16 protein-coding genes and 1 pseudogene are annotated in these 16,489 nt (G+C 63.7%); 7 read left to right on the forward strand and 10 right to left on the reverse strand.

Annotation, left to right across the window (positions count from 1 at the left end; all coding sequences use genetic code 11):
• Positions 1 to 320: helix-turn-helix domain-containing protein (locus tag AWB74_RS06275; RefSeq protein ID WP_143749150.1), on the reverse strand; the 320-nt coding region annotated here is incomplete at its 3' end.
• Between the two features lie 298 nt (positions 321 to 618).
• On the opposite strand from AWB74_RS06275, the gene AWB74_RS06280 reads away from it, so the two are divergent.
• Positions 619 to 2,562, forward strand: coding sequence for a sensor histidine kinase (locus AWB74_RS06280; protein ID WP_087038866.1), 1,944 nt, complete (start codon positions 619 to 621; stop codon positions 2,560 to 2,562).
• 42 nt (positions 2,563 to 2,604) lie between these two features.
• On the opposite strand, the gene AWB74_RS06285 is transcribed toward AWB74_RS06280, so the two are convergent.
• The gene (locus AWB74_RS06285) at positions 2,605 to 4,572 is read right to left on the reverse strand and encodes an alkyl/aryl-sulfatase (RefSeq protein WP_235024500.1); all 1,968 of its coding nucleotides are present in this window, start codon (positions 4,570 to 4,572) and stop codon (positions 2,605 to 2,607) included.
• Between the two features lie 301 nt (positions 4,573 to 4,873).
• On the opposite strand from AWB74_RS06285, the gene AWB74_RS06290 reads away from it, so the two are divergent.
• The 6 genes from AWB74_RS06290 to AWB74_RS06315 all read left to right on the forward strand — a co-directional run bounded on the left by AWB74_RS06290 (position 4,874) and on the right by AWB74_RS06315 (position 10,638).
• Complete coding sequence (locus tag AWB74_RS06290; RefSeq protein WP_235024510.1) at positions 4,874 to 5,584, forward strand: bestrophin-like domain; 711 nt, start codon at positions 4,874 to 4,876, stop codon at positions 5,582 to 5,584.
• A 147-nt stretch (positions 5,585 to 5,731) separates the two neighbouring features.
• The gene (locus AWB74_RS06295) at positions 5,732 to 6,424 is read left to right on the forward strand and encodes a response regulator transcription factor (RefSeq protein WP_087038867.1); all 693 of its coding nucleotides are present in this window, start codon (positions 5,732 to 5,734) and stop codon (positions 6,422 to 6,424) included.
• Between the two features lie 50 nt (positions 6,425 to 6,474).
• On the forward strand, positions 6,475 to 6,840 hold the full coding sequence (locus AWB74_RS06300) for a response regulator (RefSeq protein ID WP_061145929.1): 366 nt from the start codon (positions 6,475 to 6,477) through the stop codon (positions 6,838 to 6,840).
• 203 nt (positions 6,841 to 7,043) lie between these two features.
• Positions 7,044 to 8,339 carry a sugar efflux transporter gene (locus AWB74_RS06305; protein ID WP_061145930.1) on the forward strand — a complete coding sequence of 432 codons (1,296 nt, stop codon included), beginning with the start codon at positions 7,044 to 7,046 and terminating at the stop codon, positions 8,337 to 8,339.
• Between the two features lie 42 nt (positions 8,340 to 8,381).
• Positions 8,382 to 9,302: a LysR substrate-binding domain-containing protein gene (locus AWB74_RS06310; protein WP_061145931.1), complete on the forward strand. Its 921-nt coding sequence runs from the start codon at positions 8,382 to 8,384 to the stop codon at positions 9,300 to 9,302.
• 85 nt (positions 9,303 to 9,387) lie between these two features.
• Complete coding sequence (locus AWB74_RS06315; protein WP_061145932.1) at positions 9,388 to 10,638, forward strand: MFS transporter; 1,251 nt, start codon at positions 9,388 to 9,390, stop codon at positions 10,636 to 10,638.
• Positions 10,639 to 10,642: 4 nt separating this feature from the next.
• Here the strand turns inward: AWB74_RS06315 and AWB74_RS06320 are convergent, their stop codons facing one another.
• The 8 genes and pseudogenes from AWB74_RS06320 to AWB74_RS06355 form a co-directional block, all read right to left on the reverse strand.
• Positions 10,643 to 11,008, reverse strand: coding sequence for a hypothetical protein (locus AWB74_RS06320; protein ID WP_143749151.1), 366 nt, complete (start codon positions 11,006 to 11,008; stop codon positions 10,643 to 10,645).
• 9 nt (positions 11,009 to 11,017) lie between these two features.
• Positions 11,018 to 11,839, reverse strand: a complete 822-nt coding sequence (locus tag AWB74_RS06325; protein WP_061145934.1) for a serine hydrolase family protein — start codon at positions 11,837 to 11,839, stop codon at positions 11,018 to 11,020.
• A 118-nt stretch (positions 11,840 to 11,957) separates the two neighbouring features.
• A complete protein-coding gene (locus AWB74_RS06330; protein ID WP_061146168.1) occupies positions 11,958 to 13,190 on the reverse strand; it encodes an MFS transporter in 1,233 nt (410 codons plus the stop codon).
• Positions 13,187 to 14,387: pseudogene (locus AWB74_RS06335) on the reverse strand (YbfB/YjiJ family MFS transporter). Before AWB74_RS06335 ends, AWB74_RS06330 begins: the two are co-directional and overlap by 4 nt.
• Positions 14,388 to 14,496: 109 nt before the next feature.
• Positions 14,497 to 15,420 carry a LysR family transcriptional regulator gene (locus AWB74_RS06340; RefSeq protein WP_061145935.1) on the reverse strand — a complete coding sequence of 308 codons (924 nt, stop codon included), beginning with the start codon at positions 15,418 to 15,420 and terminating at the stop codon, positions 14,497 to 14,499.
• Between the two features lie 79 nt (positions 15,421 to 15,499).
• The gene (locus AWB74_RS06345; RefSeq protein ID WP_041733356.1) at positions 15,500 to 15,916 is read right to left on the reverse strand and encodes an organic hydroperoxide resistance protein; all 417 of its coding nucleotides are present in this window, start codon (positions 15,914 to 15,916) and stop codon (positions 15,500 to 15,502) included.
• Between the two features lie 38 nt (positions 15,917 to 15,954).
• Positions 15,955 to 16,227 carry a hypothetical protein gene (locus AWB74_RS06350; RefSeq protein ID WP_061145936.1) on the reverse strand — a complete coding sequence of 91 codons (273 nt, stop codon included), beginning with the start codon at positions 16,225 to 16,227 and terminating at the stop codon, positions 15,955 to 15,957.
• 38 nt (positions 16,228 to 16,265) lie between these two features.
• A complete protein-coding gene (locus AWB74_RS06355) occupies positions 16,266 to 16,487 on the reverse strand; it encodes a DUF4148 domain-containing protein (RefSeq protein ID WP_061145937.1) in 222 nt (73 codons plus the stop codon).
• Positions 16,488 to 16,489 lie beyond the last annotated feature (2 nt).

A 16,489-nucleotide genomic window follows, 5' to 3' on the forward strand; every position in this document is an offset into this window, starting at 1 on the left:
TTGATCCCGTGACATTCCCGTAACTTCTCGCACGCCAGCGTCGGGCCGAAATCGGCGTAGCGCTCACGGATCAACGCGAGCGAGCGCTGCGCCACGCCCTCGGGCAGTCGATGATTACCCGTTCGTCCGCGCTTGCCTGACACCAGACCGGCCACGCCGGCCGCGCGGTAACGCCACACCAGGCGTTCGACTTGCCGTACGCTCAAGCCTAGCCGTTCGGCCGCACGTCCGGGTTTGAGTCGCGCGTCGGCGACCGCCTGAATGACCTTGAACCGATCCAGTTCGCGCATCGACATCGTGATGGTCCCGGTCGTGTTCATCGCCAGCGCTCCTGAAACGCTCGTCTGGCCACGAACCTACGTCAAAACACGACATTTCCATCTGGCAGAAACGCGACATTTGAACTTGGGACCTACACACAGAAATGCGCTAATTTACATTATGTCAATTCTTGCATCACCGCATCGTTTGTATGTACGGCAAGCCTTCCCACACTCCAGCAAAATGTAAGCAACTTGCTATATTGCTCGTCGGACAAGTTCGCACTTCGACGACTCCAACCTGTACCGCTTGTGCTCCCGCTACCGGATCGTTTCGCCGCCCACCTTCGGAGTTGATATGGTCGAGGGAACTTCGACGCCGCGAAGTCTTGCGTGGTCGCGTCACAAACGATTGCTTCGATGGAGCCTATGTTGGCTGGCGTTGCTTCTCGGCTTCTTTTCCTCGGCAGTCGATGCCGGAGAAAGATGGCGTGTCGTCATTCTTCCCGGCGCCGATCCGACGCAGCCAGCGGTGGCCATCCAGATTCGCGCGCTGCGTAGCGCCCTGACCGCCGCTGCACCGGATGGTGTCGAGTTCTATACCGACTCTCTCGATGAGTTGCGATTCGACAGTAACGATCTGACTCCGGAATTTCTCGCACTTCTGAAAAAGAAGTACGAGAACAAGCGAATCGATATGGTGATTGGCATCGCCGATTTCGCGCTCGACTTTACCAGTCGTTATCACAAGGACATCTGGCCCAAAGCGCCCATCCTGATTACAAGCATCGACGAGAGCCGCGTCGCACGCATGCCGCCCGACTTCGCGTATATCGCCTGGCATTTCGACGCGGACAATACGATTGCTCTCGCAGAAGCGTTGCAGCCGCAAGCGACGCAACTCGTGATCGTGGCAGGAAACAGCAATTTCGACGATTTCACCGCGCAGCTGGCCGAGCAAGCTGCTCACGCCCGCCGATCCCGCAAATGGGATGTCAGCGTATGGAGCGGGCTCACACTAGAGGAACTGAAAACGCGGCTGGGTGCGCTCGACCCGTCCGGCGCCGCCGTCATCTATACAACGATGTATCGTGACCGTGAGGGTCGAACTTTCTTCCCGTTTGAAGTCGTGGCTCCGATGGCGCGTGCGTCCCGTTCTCCCATCTACGGTTGGTATCCGACCTATCTCAATCAAGGCCTGTTAGGCGGTGCAGTCATAAGCTACGAGGACAACGGGCGTCGCGCCGGCGAGCTCGCCGCGTCCATCCTGCTCGGCAAGGTCTCGCCAAACGGCGCGACGTTGCACACGGAGCGATCTCGCTGCACCGTCGACAGAGGCCAGGCCGACAGACTGGCGATTCGCTCCTCTTTGATTCCCGACGACTGCAAGCAGATCAACGTCGCTCCTTCTCTTTGGAATCAGTATCGGGGCGCCGTCGTCTTCGTGGCTGCCGTCGTGGGGCTGCAAGCGTTGACGATCGCCGCCCTGCTCTGGCAACGTCGGAAACGAAGAGTCGCGGAAGAAGCCGCAACGGTACGGGCGAACGAACTCGCGAGAGCCGCACGCATATCGTCTGCCGGCGAATTGAGCGCTTCGATCGCACACGAAGTCGGTCAGCCGCTGGGCGCCATTCTCAGTAACGCGGACGCGGCGGGGCTGATCCTCGAGCATCGCGAACCCGAAGTGCATGAACTGCAGCAGATTCTCGCTGACGTACGCCGTGATGCAGTCCGCGCGAATCAGGTCGTGCAACGCCTGCGTGATTTGTTGAGAAAGCACCCCATCGAGTTCATCGAACTGGATTTGAACTCGACTGTCGATGAAACCCTGACCCTGTTGACCCCTGAAGCGCGGCGTCGCCGTATCGTGATCGAGTCGGAGCTCAGCTTGGAGTGTTCACCGATCGTTGGTGATTGCGTTCAGCTTCAACAGGTGCTTCTGAATCTTTCGGTGAATGCGATGGATGCAATGCACGAAACAGGAGATTCAAACCGAATCCTATCGATTTCGACCCAGCCCAGCCAGCACGGCGTTGCGCTGATCGTTGCAGACCGCGGCCACGGTATTTCCGAAGCCACGCGGAGGAAGCTTTTCGACTCCTTCTTCACCACCAAACCGCAGGGCATGGGCCTCGGGCTTTCGATCGCCAGGACGATTGTCGAAAGCCACGGAGGCACCATTACCTCTCAGTCCAGAGAAGGTGGCGGCAGCGTTTTCATCGTATGGCTGCCATCTGCAGGCAGGTATCGATTCCTTGCACCGCATCAGTCCATTCGCAACGCGGCGCAAGGTCAGGCGTGAAACCACGAGCAAACGGCAACCGCATAGCTCGGGCGTGGTATCTCAAGGTTCAGCGATCGTGAACCAGAAGTCGAATTTGTCGAAGTTCCCGAGCATCTCCTTGAATTTCGCCGAGTCGCCGTCGATCTTGACCTGACCGCTTTCGGCGAGATTGCCAAGCTTGATCTTCCCGAGCGCGATGTCGTCAAGCGTCGTGCGATTCAACGTGACGGTGCCATCCGCCTTGTCGAGTTGCTTGTTCTTTCGGTAGTTCATCACCCCATTTTTCACTGTCAGCACGTACTGCTCTTTCGTGTCCGGGAAGCTCAGGTTGTAGACATATGACTTGTCGCCCGCTCTCGGTCCGTTGAGGTGAATGGCCAGGAAGTCGAGGAACATGTCCGTCGTCATGCCGCGAATGATGTCGGGCGAACTCGTGTTGGGGGTCGCCGCCTTTTGCACCCCTGCGCGCAACTCCTGCGCGCCCGACAGATAGAAGTTGCGCGCCGGCCCCGATTCCGCCTGATAGCCCAGTTGCTCCAGCGCGTCCGCTTCGACACTGCGCGCCTCACGATTCTTCGGATCGGCGAAGACGACCTTGTTCGCGACGGTCGCAGCCCAGCGGTAATCTCCTTGCTTATACGCGGCCTTCGCGGTGTCGATCATCTTGGCCGCGCCGACCATCGCGACGTATTTCTTGGCCTCCTCCACCGGTGGATAAGGATTGAAGGTCGCCGGATTGCCGTCCCAGAAGCCGAGATAAAGCTGGTATGTCGCGCGTACGTTGTGCTTGAGATCACCGTAATAGCCGCGGTTATAGAACTCCTTGGCGAGACTGTCGGGTAGCTTGAACTGCTCGGCGATCTCGTTCATCGTCAGGCCCTGGTTGGCCATGCGCAAAACCTGATCGTTGATGTACTTGTACAGGTCGCGCTGCTTCTCCAGATGTTCGACGACGCGCTGATTGCCCCATTGCGGCCAATGGTGACTGCCGAACGACACCACCGCGTCGCTGCCCCACATTTCGATGGTTTCGTCGAGCGTGCTCGTCCATTTCTGTGCGCTGCGCACTTTCGCGCCGCGCAGCGTAAGGAGGTTGTGCAGCGTGTGGTTGGCATCCTCTGCCAGGTCGATTGCCTTGAACTGCGGGAAGTAGAACAGCATCTCGGCGGGTGCCTCGGTGCCGGGCGCCATCTGAAATACGATATCGATGCCGTCGATGGTCATCTTCTCGCCGGTCTTGTCGATGATCTTGTTCGGCGCGAACAGCGTGATGGTGCCCGCCGCGGTCGTGAGTCCGAGACCGCCGCCGACTGTGCCTTCGGGATTCTTCGGCAGCAGATTGCCGTACATGTACGACGCGCGCCGGCTCATCACGTTGCCGGCGAAGACGTTTTCGCTGACGGCTTCTTCCATGAAACCTTCGGGCGCGACGACCGGGATCTTGCCCGAGCGCGCGTCCGCTTCGTCGACGACCGCCCGAATGCCCGCGAAGTGATCGACGTGCGAATGCGTGAAGATCACGCCGGTCACGGGCAAGCGCTCGACCTTGTCGTTGACCAGATCGAGCGCGGCCTTCGCGGTCTCGGTCGACGTCAGCGGATCGATGACGACCCAGCCCGTCTTCCCACGAATGAAGGTCATGTTCGCGAGGTCGATGTTGCGCACCTGATAGATGCCATCGACCACCTTGAAGAGTCCGCGCGTGGACAGCAACTCCGACTGCCGCCACAGGCTGGGATTCACTGTGGCCGGAGCGGGGCCGTTCTGGTGCAGAAAATCGTACTGGGAGAGATCGATGACGGTGTTGCCGGCGCTGCCTTTGATGACCGCACTAGGCAGATCGGCGATGAAGCCCCGGCGCACGTCCTCGAAATCCTGAGTGTTCGAGAACGGCAGATAATCTGCGACGGCCTGGTTCGCCTTGCGTGTGGCGTCGGTCGCCGGATTGGGCGCGGCGCTCGTCACGGTCATAGCCCCGTCGATAGCCATGACAGCAAGAGCGACCAGCCAGCGAAGTTTCATGGACATGCTTCACCCCTATTGGTGAGAACGACGTTAAGAATCATTCACGCGTGCGTCGCTGTGTACCATAGGGATATCGGGCAACCGCTGTTGCCCCTTGGGGCAATCCGCGTTCGAATTGCCCCTGCGGGCAATCGCATTGCCCGTCGTCCCGATAGCACGACCGAGCGTCTGGTGCCACATTTCCAAGACAAACGACTCATCGAGAGCTTGAGAGAATGCCGGTTCCGGGCATCGATCAAAGGAGACAAACGTGCAAAAGCTGGTTAGCCACCCGATCACGTTTCTCGTGCTTACTTTGCTCGCGATGTCAGTGGGCGCTTACCTCGGCACTGTGCTACGGCGGGCGCGTCCGATGGCAGACGACTTGCGTGACGACTTTGGGGTTGTGCAGTCGGCTTCGCTCACCCTTCTTGCTCTGGTCATCGGATTCAGTCTTTCGATGGCGGTGGGACGTTACGATCAGCGCAAGAACCTCGAAGAAGAGGAAGCCAACGCAATCGGGACGGAGTTGCTGCGTGCGGAGCTGCTTCCCGCCGCGCAGGCTTCGGAGATCCGCACGCTTCTGGGCCAGTACATCGCGCGTCGGATCGACTTCTATCAAACGGGGGACAGCGAGGAACTGCAGCAAATCAACGCAAGCACGGCTCAGTTGCAGTCGAAGCTCTGGACCGCTGCCCGCTCCGGCGCGAATGCGCAACCGAGCCCGCTCACCGCGCTGGCGATCGCCGGAATGAACGATGTCATCAACACACAGGGCTATACACAGGCTGCCTGGTGGAACCACATCCCGATTTCGGCATGGGCGCTGATGGTCGTCATCGGCTTTTTCTGCAATGCCTTGATTGGATACGGCACGCGAAGCTCGAACCCCGGGCGACGTTTTCTGATGATCATGCCTGTGATTGTTTCGATTTCGTTCACACTCATCGCGGACATCGACAGTCCGCGAAATGGCCTCATCCGGGTGAAGCCGCAAAACCTGCTGGCGACGGCCGCTTCCATGCCCAACCCGTAGCGTCTTCGACAAACGCGAGCAATCGGGCGCGAAGTTGTGATATCTGTGAATGCGAAGTGACCCGCAGGCACAGTGGGCGCATGGGGCGTGCGCTCGAGCGGTCATGTCGCCGGGTTCCAAAACGGCGGCGATACAAGGACACGAGAGTTGATCGATCATGCCGAAGCGGTCATCCACATCGTGGATGACGACGAAGCCATGCGCACCGCCTTGTCACGGCTCTTGAAGCATGCCGGCTACACGGTGCAGGTCTATGTGAGCGCCGGCGACTTCCTCGTGGCAGAACCCAACCCGCTTCCGGGCTGCCTGCTCCTCGACGTGGAGCTTCCCGGTCCTAGCGGGCTGGATCTGCAGCACGCGCTGCAACGCCGCGAGACCCCGGTTCCGATCATTTTCATCAGCGCCTATCAGGACATTCCACGAACTGTCCTTGCCATCAAGGCCGGAGCCAGTGACTTTCTTCTGAAACCCATCGATTCGCAGGCCTTGCTCGCAGCCATCGAAAGCGCGCTAGCAGCACATGATGGCGCGGCTGTAGAACATGCGACGCCGTTGCAGAGCCATGTCTCGCTCAGCGAGCGCGAGCAGGTCGTGTTGGGCGGCATCATCGCCGGCAGATTGAACAAGCAGATTGCAGCCGACCTCGATCTGAGCGAACGCACGATCAAATCCTGTCGAGCCGAACTCATGCGCAAGTTCGACGCGCATTCACTTGCCGAGCTCGTTCGACGCGCGGAGCCGTTTACCCGCGCACGCGCGGACTCACTTACCCGCGCGTCAGCCGTGCTGGCGGACCCGGCTTGCCCCCAAGGGCAATTTCGTTGCCCCACATCCCGATAGCAAGCTTGCACTGCCGGCACCACACTCGGGGTATCTCCCCGTGGCTGGCCATGAGCGATACCAAACAAACGATCGTCATCGTCGAAGACGACGATGGCATGCGACGCGCGCTCCAACGGCTATTGCGACTGGCCGGATATGAGGCGCTTTCGTTCGACAGTGCCGAAGCATATAGAGCTGCGAACGTCGTGGCGACTGTGCGATGCTTCGTCCTTGACGTCCAGCTTCCCGGTGTCTCGGGGCCGACTCTGTACACACTCATCGGAGAACCACGCCCCCCGGCCGTCTTCATCACGTCGCACGACAATCAGTCGACGCGCCTCGCGGTAGCGAACGCGGGTGGCGTGCAGCTCCTCGTCAAACCCTTTGCGGGCACGGATTTGCTCGAACTGATCTCGAAGGTAGATGCGCCCTGACCGGAACGCCGCGTGCGCTACTGTCGGAGACCCGCGAAGCCGACACTCGAATTGTTTCAAATTCAATTGCTCAGTTATCGCCTGATCGCCGATATTCTTGCGCAACCCGTCCCGAATCCGGCGCGCATTCCCGAAAAGGTCCGCGGAACGCGCCTTGCAGCCGAAACACGACTCGCCTGATCGCCCGAGTCCTCCACGTCCCGATGAACACACGCCTCCTCAGCCTTACAAAAATCCCCTTCTTCCTGCCGCTCGCCGGCGCGACCCTGATGCTCGGCATTGCGATGTCGTTCACCGCGCCGTATCTCTCGCTGTTCAGCGTCGAACAGGCCGACATGAGCCCATTGCGGCTCGGCGTCTTCATGACGGCAATCGCCGCGAGCGGCGTCGTGGCCAGCACGTTCGCGGGCAAATGGTCCGACCGGCACGGCCATCATCGCGAACTTCTGCTTGCGGCGCTCATCGCGTCGGCGCTCGGTTTTCTGCTGCTTTGCCTGCTGCGCAGCTATGCCGCGCTGGTTGCCATCGGCGTCGTGTTTCTCGGCGCGGGCGGCTCCGCCATGTCGCTCGTCTTCTCGTTCGCACGCGCCGCCTTGCCCGTCGATGACGAAGCAGAACGCGCCCTCGCGCTCTCGACGCTGCGAACCGTCCTTTCGATGGCCTGGGTGTTCGGACCGTCGGTCGGCGCGCTGGTCCTCGCCGCCGCGGGCTTCTACGGACTCTTCCTGTTCGCGGCGGCGTGTTTCGTCGCGTGCGGCGGCATCGTCTGGAAGATGCACGATTCTCCCAAGGGCGACCCGCACAGCGCGCCCGCGCACTATGCGGGCGATCCGTCGTCGCTGCTCGAAGTCACCGCGCCCGACACCGAGGAACTCGTGCAGCCGCACGCCGGCGCGCAACACAGCCGCGCGGAGATCTGGCGCGCCACCGTGGCGATGGCGCTCGTCGGACTCGCCGCAAGCGCAACCATGATCGTGCTGCCGCTTTACGTCGTGCACGGCATGCACGGCACGCGCATCGACGTATCGGTCATGCTCGGGCTCGGCGCATTCCTCGAAATCCCGATGATGCTGGCGCTCGGCGCACGCGGCTCGCGCCTCGACAAGCAGCGATGGCTCGCCTCCAGCGCCGCCGTGCACATGGTCTATTTCATCGCGGTCGCGTCTTCGCAGAGCATCCCGTTCCTGATCCCGATGCAGGCGTTCAACGCGTTCGTCGTCTCCGTCATCTCGTGTCTCGGCATGATCTATATGCAGGACCTGATGCCGCGAAGCCCCAGCTCAGCAACGGCGCTGTTTTTCAACGCGTCGCGGGTCGGATCGATCCTCTCCGGCGTACTGTCCGGCGCGCTCGTGGCCGCGCTCGGCTATCGGGGCACGTTTCTCGTCTGCGGCGGCATCGCGCTGGGCGCGGCGGTGCTGTTCGCCAATCCGCCGTTCGGGCTCATCGCGCGTCGCTTGCGGGACTGGTGGAAAGCACGGCGCGAGCCCGCCCGCTGAGATGGCAAACTAGGCGCTCGATCGGAAATAACGAACGACAACATGCCCCAGCGCCTGCCACCGCTCAACGCCCTGCGCCTCTTCGAAGCCGCCGCGCGCCATCGCAGTTTCAAGCTCGCCGCCGCCGAGCTGAACGTGACGCCCGGCGCCGTGAGCCACGGCATCGGCGCGCTCGAAACCATGCTCGGCGTCGAGCTGTTCGTGCGCGAGCCGCGCGGACTGTCGCTGAGCGCCGCCGGTGAACACTACCTGCCGTACATCGCCGAAGCGTTCTCGCTCATCGCCATCGGCACGCGATCGCTGCCCGACCAACGCACGCGCCGCTCCATTTCCATCACCTGCGCGCCGACGCTCGCCGCCCGCTGGCTCGTCCCGCGTCTCGCCGATTTCCGCGCGCGCTGGCCGAACATCGACGTGAGTGTGGACACCTCGCGCCGTCAGGCGGGCTTTCCCGTCGATGGCTTCGACTTCGGCCTGCGCCTGTCGCGCGGCCCGGTGGACGGCGCGTCGTGGCAGCGTCTCTTCGGCGAGCGGCTCGTGCCAGTTTGCAGTCCCGGCTATCGCGCGATGCTGACCGGCGCAGACGGCAGCGCCGATCTCGCGCGCGCGACGCTCATCCACGTCGATACTGCGAGCCAGGACTGGCAGGCGTGGATGGACGGCGCGGGCATCGACGGTCTCGATCTTCACGGCGGCCTGCGTTTCGATACCGTCCAGCTCGCCTTCGATGCCGCCGCGGCCGGGCTCGGCGTCGTCATCGGGCGGCGGCCGCTCGTCGATCGCGAACTGACGGCGGGCACGCTCGTCGAAGCATCCGCAACGCGTGTCGAAACGCAAACGGCCTACTGGCTCTGCGAGACGCCGCAAGCCAGCGCCCGCGCGGATCTCGTCGCGTTCCGCAACTGGCTGATCGAGCAGGCGGCGGGTTTCGTCGAGATGGACGAGGAACGCCGTCACGGTTGAACTGCGCTCAACCGTCCGCGAAAACTTTTCGTTTGCCAGCACGGACGTTCGCCTGCGACGATGGCCGCAAGGAGGAACACGCGCCATGCCGACCCTTTCCCCAACGACGAATCCGAGCCGCGCGACGGCGTGGGCGCTGATCGCCGCCGCCGCGCTGATCCTGAGCGCCGCGATGGGCGTGCGTCAGACCTTCGGGCTTTTCATCGGACCGTTTTCTTTCGATCGCGGATTGCCCGTCACACTGATCGCCTTCGCGATCGCGCTACACAACCTCGTGTGGGGCTTCGCGCAACCGTTCGCGGGCGCCGCCGCCGACCGCTACGGCGCGGCGCCCGTCGTCGCGACCGGCGCGGCCACATTTGCCGCCGGACTCACGCTCGCCGCCGCCGCGACATCCGGATGGATGCTCGTGCTCGGTCTCGGCTTGCTCGTCGGCATCGGCATCAGTTGCACGAGCTTCGGCGTTGTGCTCGCGACGGTCGGGCGCGTCGCGTCGCCGCAAACCCGCAGTGTCGCGATGGGCCTCGCCAGCGCGGGCGGCTCGCTCGGCCAGGTGCTGATGGTGCCGTTCGCGCAGGAAATCCGCGTGCATGCGGGCGTGGCGGCGTCGCTCTATGCGCTCGCCTTCGTGCTGCTCTTCGCCGCGCCGCTCGGCATCGTGCTCGATCGCGCGAGCCGCCGCCGGGGCGTGGCGACGTCATCGCACGAAACGCAACCTGCGACGATGCCGCTGCGCGAAACGCTGCGCTTCGCGACACGGCATCGCGGCTATCGGCTGCTGACGCTCGGCTTTTTCTCGTGCGGCTTCCAGCTCGCGTTCATCGCCACGCATTTGCCGGGTTATCTGATGCTGTGTCACATGCCGGTCGGGCTCGGTGCAACGGCGCTCGCGCTCATCGGCTTGTTCAACATGATCGGCAGTTGGGGATGCGGCTGGCTCGGCGGACGCTGGCGCCAGCAGCATGTGCTCGCATGGCTCTATCTGATTCGCGGCGGAGCGATCGCCCTCTTCGTGCTCCTGCCGACGACGAGCGTGTCCGTCGTCATCTTCGCCGCCGTGATGGGCCTGACCTGGCTCGGCACCGTGCCGCTGACCAATGGCCTCATCGCGAAGGTGTTCGGCACGCGGCATCTCGGCACGCTGTTCGGCGTCGTGTTCCTGAGCCATCAGCTCGGCTCGTTTCTCGGCGCGTGGCTCGGCGGTTATGTGTTCGACACGACCGGCTCGTACTCGCTGATCTGGGGCGCGACGGCCATCGCGGGGCTCGTCGCGGCATTGCTGCACTTTCCTATCGACGATAAACCCGTCACCGAGGAATCGCTCGCGGTGGCGTGACGCTTCAGCTTCCGTCCGAGGCGTCCGGATGCAGGCAGCCGCGCACCATCGTCTCATACAGCGGGGCGGCGATGCGCCGCTCGAAATACTCGACGAGCGTCTTGCCCGCATCCTTCCTGACGCTCACGCCGATCGTCACACCCTTGAAAAACGTCTGCGCACGCAGGCGAACCGCGCCTTCCCGCTTCACGCGGCTCAAACCGCGCGTGCCGCTTTTCCAGCGCGAAGCGATGCACGCTTCCACCGATGACGCCGTCGCCGTCGTGCGCGCCTCGAACGCGGGCGACATCGAAAACACGCTGTCCTGCCGCGAACACGCAGCGAGCACGATGCACAAGCCGATTGCCGATGCGAAGCGTGGTCGTTTCATCGCGTGTCGTCAGCGCCTCATCAGCCAGCTCCGCAGCCTCTCCGCGTCCTGAAAGTGCCCATGCACGGCAGGCGCACCGAGGATGACGAAGAGCGTCGGACGCCCATGCACCGACGCGACGACGATGAGGCAATGTCCCGCCTCGTTCGTGAAGCCGGTCTTCTGCAAACCAACGTGCCATGAATCGCGATACACGAGCGGATCGGTATTGCGATACACGAGCGGCCCGTCGCCGCCGAGCACCAGCTTGTGATGCGAAGTCGCGAATTCGCGGATCGTCGGATAGCGATACGCCGCGCGCGCGAGCCGCGTGAGATCGCGTGCGGTCGATACATTGCGCGGCGAAAGACCGGTCGGATCGACGAAACGGCTGCGGTTCATGTGCAGCCGCTTCGCGGTGCGGTTCATCGCACGCACGAAGCCCGCGCGGCCGCCGGGATAGTCGCGGCTCAGCGCGAACGCGGCGCGATTCTCCGACGACATCAGCGCGATATGGAGCATCGTCTTGCGCAGCAGAAGCGAACCGACGGGCAAACGCGAGCGCGACCACTTGAGGCGATCGACGTCGGCATCGGTGATGCGCGCGGGCTTAAGTAGCGAATGCTTCGAGTCGAGCACGACCATCGCTGTGAGCAGCTTGGTGAGCGATGCGATGGGCAGACGCGCATCGGCGTGCTTCGCGTAGAGCGTGCGGCCGGTGCCCAGATCGACGGCGATCGCGGCACGCGCCTGCACGGCGGGTTGCTTCGCGGCAGCGCGCTTCGCGTGCGCGATGAGCGGCACGAGGCTCGCGAAGATGAAAACGATGAAGAAGAGATGGAGTTTAAGCATGACGCGTTCGGATGCGCGTCGATGAGCGTCGATGTGGCGGCATGGTGCGGCGGCGGGCAAAAGACCCGCTACCGTAAGTTGCGCGCCTTAAGCGAAACTTAAACTGCGCATGATGTCTTTATCGTGTGCGCGCCCAATGCGCGAGCCCCGCGCACGCGATCAGCAGGCTGCCCGTCGCGAAGAACACGGCGTGCAGCCCGAACCACACGCCGATCTGCCCGCCGATCACCGGCCCGATGACCTGCCCGCTGAACTGTGCCGATTGCAGATAGCCGAGCATCTGCCCGCTGCCATTTTCATCGACGGCGCCGCGCGCGAGCTTCGCGATCGAAGGCAGCAGCCCGGCGAGCGTCATGCCCATCACAACGCGCAGCGCGGCAAGCTCCCACCACTGATGCACGAACGCCTGCGGAATCATCGCGATGCCCGTGAGCACCAGACATCCGACGATCACATTCCAGCTTCCGATGCGATCCGCGAGCGCCCCGAGCCGCGCCGCCGTCAGCATGCTGCCGAGCGCGGAGCACGCCATCACGACGCCCGCGATGCGCGCCACATGATCCGCCGACACGCCCAGGCCCCCGATATAAACGGTGATGACCGGCTCGATCGACATATTGGCGAGCAGCACCATCATCGCGGTCGCGAGCAGCGCGGCGACGACCCCGTAGTTCGTGCGATGCGCCCGTGCCGACGCCGCGTGCGTCGCGCGCTTCTTCGCATCGCCGCGATGAAAGTCTTCCTTCACGAGAACGATGGTGAAGAACGCGGCCACCGCGATCATCGCCGCGCCCGCGAAGAAGGTCCCGCGAATGCCGATCAGTCCCGGCAGCAATCCGCCGATGAGCGGCCCGGCGAGATTGCCCGCGAGCGCGCCCGTCGACAGAATGCCGAGCGCCCACCCTGCCCGTTCGCGCGGCGCCTGCGTGCCGATCATCACCGTCGATGCCGACGCGTAGCCGCCGAGCAGCCCCGCGAGCAAACGCAGCGCGACCAGTTGTTGCACCGAATGCGCGACGCCGATCAGTGACATCACAACGGCCATGCCGAGCGCGGCGCGCACGAGCATCGGCTTGCGGCCGTATCGATCCGCGAGACGGCCCCAAAGCGGCGCGGTGACGGCGGTGCCGAGAAACGTCGCGCTGAACGCGACGCCCGACCATTCGATCACTGCCGCCTGCGACTCGACGCCGAGCTGCCGCACGTACAGCGGCAGAAACGGCAGCAGCATGCTGAGGCTCACGAGCGTCGTGAAGGAGCCGAACACGCACACCGCGAGATTGCGCCGCCAGTAGTGTTCGTTGCGTTCGGCGTAGCCGCGCGGCATCGCCGCCTGAAAGACCTGACTCATTTCGACCTCGACGCGGCGAACAGATCCACGACGAGCGCGACCGCGAGCGCGCCTGCGCCGATCGCAAACAGCAGGCGATAATCCGCCGCTGTTCGAAAACAGAAACGACAAACCGTATGCGGCGAGCGCCTGCAGCACGGCGAATCCGGTCGTCGCGGTGCTCCATGCGCCCTTCTGCGCGGCCGGATGATGCGCCAGCAGTTCGTTCACGCGTCCGAGCACGAGCGGCACGATGCCCGGCGTGAACGCACCGACCAGCACGCTCGACACCATCAGCAAACCGGTGTTCGATGAAATCGCCGGCAGCGCCACGGCCACCAGTTGAATCAGAAACGCGACGCGAAGCGCACGCCCGAATCCTGCGCGATCCGCGAGATGACCGGCCAGAAGCGGTCCGACAATGGCGCCGAGCCCATACAGCACCCAGTATTGCGCGCCCGCATCGACGCCCTTGCCGAGGCCGCGCGCGACGAAATCGACGAGAAAGATCATGTGCGGCACGAGCCCGACCGCATTCAGCGCGTACTCGGCGAAAAGCGCGCGCAACGCGCGCGGCGCTGGCGTCTTCACATGGGTGTGCACGTTCGTTTGCGCAGGACGCGGCGCATCCTGCGGGGGCCAGCCGTTCCACGCGACGATCGTCAGCAGCAGCGACACCACCGCCAGGCCGAGCCACGTCTCGGTGAGCCCTTGCCGCAGCAGCAGCGGCACGATCGTCCCCGATGCGGCGATGCCGAGCCCGATGCCGGTGAAGATCGCGCCGCTCGCGAAACCGCGGCGCGACGGCGCGACGTGCGCGATGATCGTCGGCGCGGCGAGCACCATCAGCGCGCCGCCCGAAATGCCCGACAGAAAGCGCCACGCGAAAAACCACAGAAACGAAACCGGAAAGGCGCACGCGACGAACGCGATCGTCGCGAGCACCATCATCGCGCGCAGAACGGTGGCGGCGCGCGCGTGCCGCGCGAGCAGGCCCGCCGCGAGCGCGCCCGCGAGATAACCGCCGAGATTGGCCGCGCCGAGATAAGCCGCCGTCGACGCCGGAAACCAGTGCGCGCCGATGATCGCCGGCAACAGCGGCGTGTAGGCAAAGCGCGCGAGCCCGATGCCGACGAGACTCGCACTTGCGCCGGCGAGCACTCCGCGCCAGATTGGAAACGCTCCGCTTTCCGATCGATTCAAGACTGCGTCTTGCATACGGCCTCCACTGCTGCATCGGGCGCGGACCACGCACCCTTCCATGAAGGCCAGTCTATATTCGATCGAATGAAGAGAGAATCGTCGCGAACCGGAAGTCAATCTTCCGCTAGGCGGTTGAATCGAGTTGCAGTTGTCTGAACTGGCGGCGCAGGCGCGGCGTGGCGAAATCGACGAATGCGCGCACTTTCGGCACCGAAAGGCGTCCGTGCGGCGTGAGCAGATGCACCGGCAACGGCGCATGCTCGCTGTCCGTCAGCACGATTTGCAGCGACTTGTCCTTCACTTCCTTCGCGACATGATAGGAAAAGAGCCGCGTGAGTCCGTGACCGTCGACGGCCGACGCCACCGCCGCCCGCACCGTATTCACGATGAAGCGCGGCGCGAATTGCACGACCTGCGGAATCGTCGAGCCGCCCGATGTCGGAAAGCTCCATGAATCAAGGCCGAAATGCGTCATCGAAATGATTCGATGCTGCGCGAGATCGGCAGGCTTTCCGATGCGCGGATGCTTCGCGAGATAGCGCGGCGACGCCGCCACGACGCGCCGCACTTCGCCCACGGGAATCGCGATCAGCGTCGAGTCCGACAGATGCGCGATGCGCAGCGCGACATCGATGCCTTCGTCGATCAGGCTCACGGGCCGGTCGAGCAGTTGCAGGCGCACGGAGACGGCGGGAAAGCGCGCCAGAAAATCGTCGAGCAGCGGGCGCAGGATGTCTTCGCCGGCCGCGACGGGCGCGGTGATCGTCAGCAGGCCGCGCGGCGCGGCGCGCTCGTGCGCGATCAGCAAGTCGGCTTCTTCGAGATCGGTGAGGATGCGGCGGCACGCGGCGGCATAGCGCTCGCCCGCTTCGGAAAGCCGGATCGTGCGCGTCGTGCGATGAAGCAAGGCCGTGCCGGTATGTTCCTCGAGAAAGGCGATCGCGCGGCTCACGGCGGCGGGCGAACGGCCGAGCCGCCGCCCCGCGCCCGCCAGGCTGCCTTCGTCCAGCGTGGCGATGAAGACCTTCATCGCGTCGATTCGGTCCATGTCGGCTCGGGCTTCGCTCAGGTTCGATGAAGCGCCCAGTCTACCGGACCGAATCGCCGGATCGCGGCGACGAAACGCGTCAGACCACCGAGATCGTCACGTCGATGTTGCTCTTCAGCGCCTTCGAGTACGGGCAAGTCTGATGCGCCAGATTCGCGATCTCTTCGGCCACCGCGCGCTCGATACCCGGCAGGCTCACGTTCAAACGCGCACGCAGCAGATACGCTTCGCCCGCCATGCCGAGATCCACTTCGGCATCGACGGCGGTGTCGGCGGGCAGGCGCGTCTTCAGCTTCGCGGCGGCCTTGCCCATCGCGCCGATGAAACACGCGGACCAGCCCGCGGCGAGCATCTGCTCGGGGTTGGTGCCCGCGCCCGCCGATCCAGGCGGCGACAGCTTGACGTCGAGACGGCCATCGGTGCTCTTCGCGTGGCCTTCGCGGCCTCCGACGACGCGGGTTTTGCCGGTGTACAGGACGGTGTCGATCTGGGTCATGATGAATTCCTCTTGGTTCGTTCGAAAGGTGGATTGACTTAGTGATGCGCGAAGAGTCGGGCGACGTCGTTCGTCGCTACACCACGCCCGCCCGATTGCGAGACGGTGTCGCCCATGCCGCCGTAGGCTTGCATCGGCATGGCGGCGCTTTCGCTGGCGATGGTCTGCGCGCTCACGCCGCGCTGCGAGGCGGGCGCACCCGCGAGCGGGTCGTAGTGCGGCGCGGGGCCGTAGCCGCTGCTGGCGAAGGCGGAGCCGGCTGCGACGGCGCTGATGGCGAGAACTGTGGCGGTGACGAGTTGCTTGATCATGATGGGCCTCTTTGTCGTGGTTTCAATGAGCGTTCGAATCAGCTGCCTTGATACAGGCTGCGCAATGCGGCGATCTGGCCGTCGCGTTGTGCCTGCACCAGCTCTTGTTTGACTTCGGCGCGGGTCTTGCCGGCATACGTGTGATTCGCGACGGCCTGCTGCGTCTGCACGTCCACCGGGTTGTGGTTGGTCATGGCGGCATGAGCAACACCGGTCATGGCGCTGGCGACGAGAGCGAAAGCAACGATCGTGGATTTCATGG

Origin of the sequence: Caballeronia arvi (genome assembly GCF_001544695.2) — a bacterium.
Taxonomy (GTDB): domain Bacteria; phylum Pseudomonadota; class Gammaproteobacteria; order Burkholderiales; family Burkholderiaceae; genus Caballeronia; species Caballeronia arvi.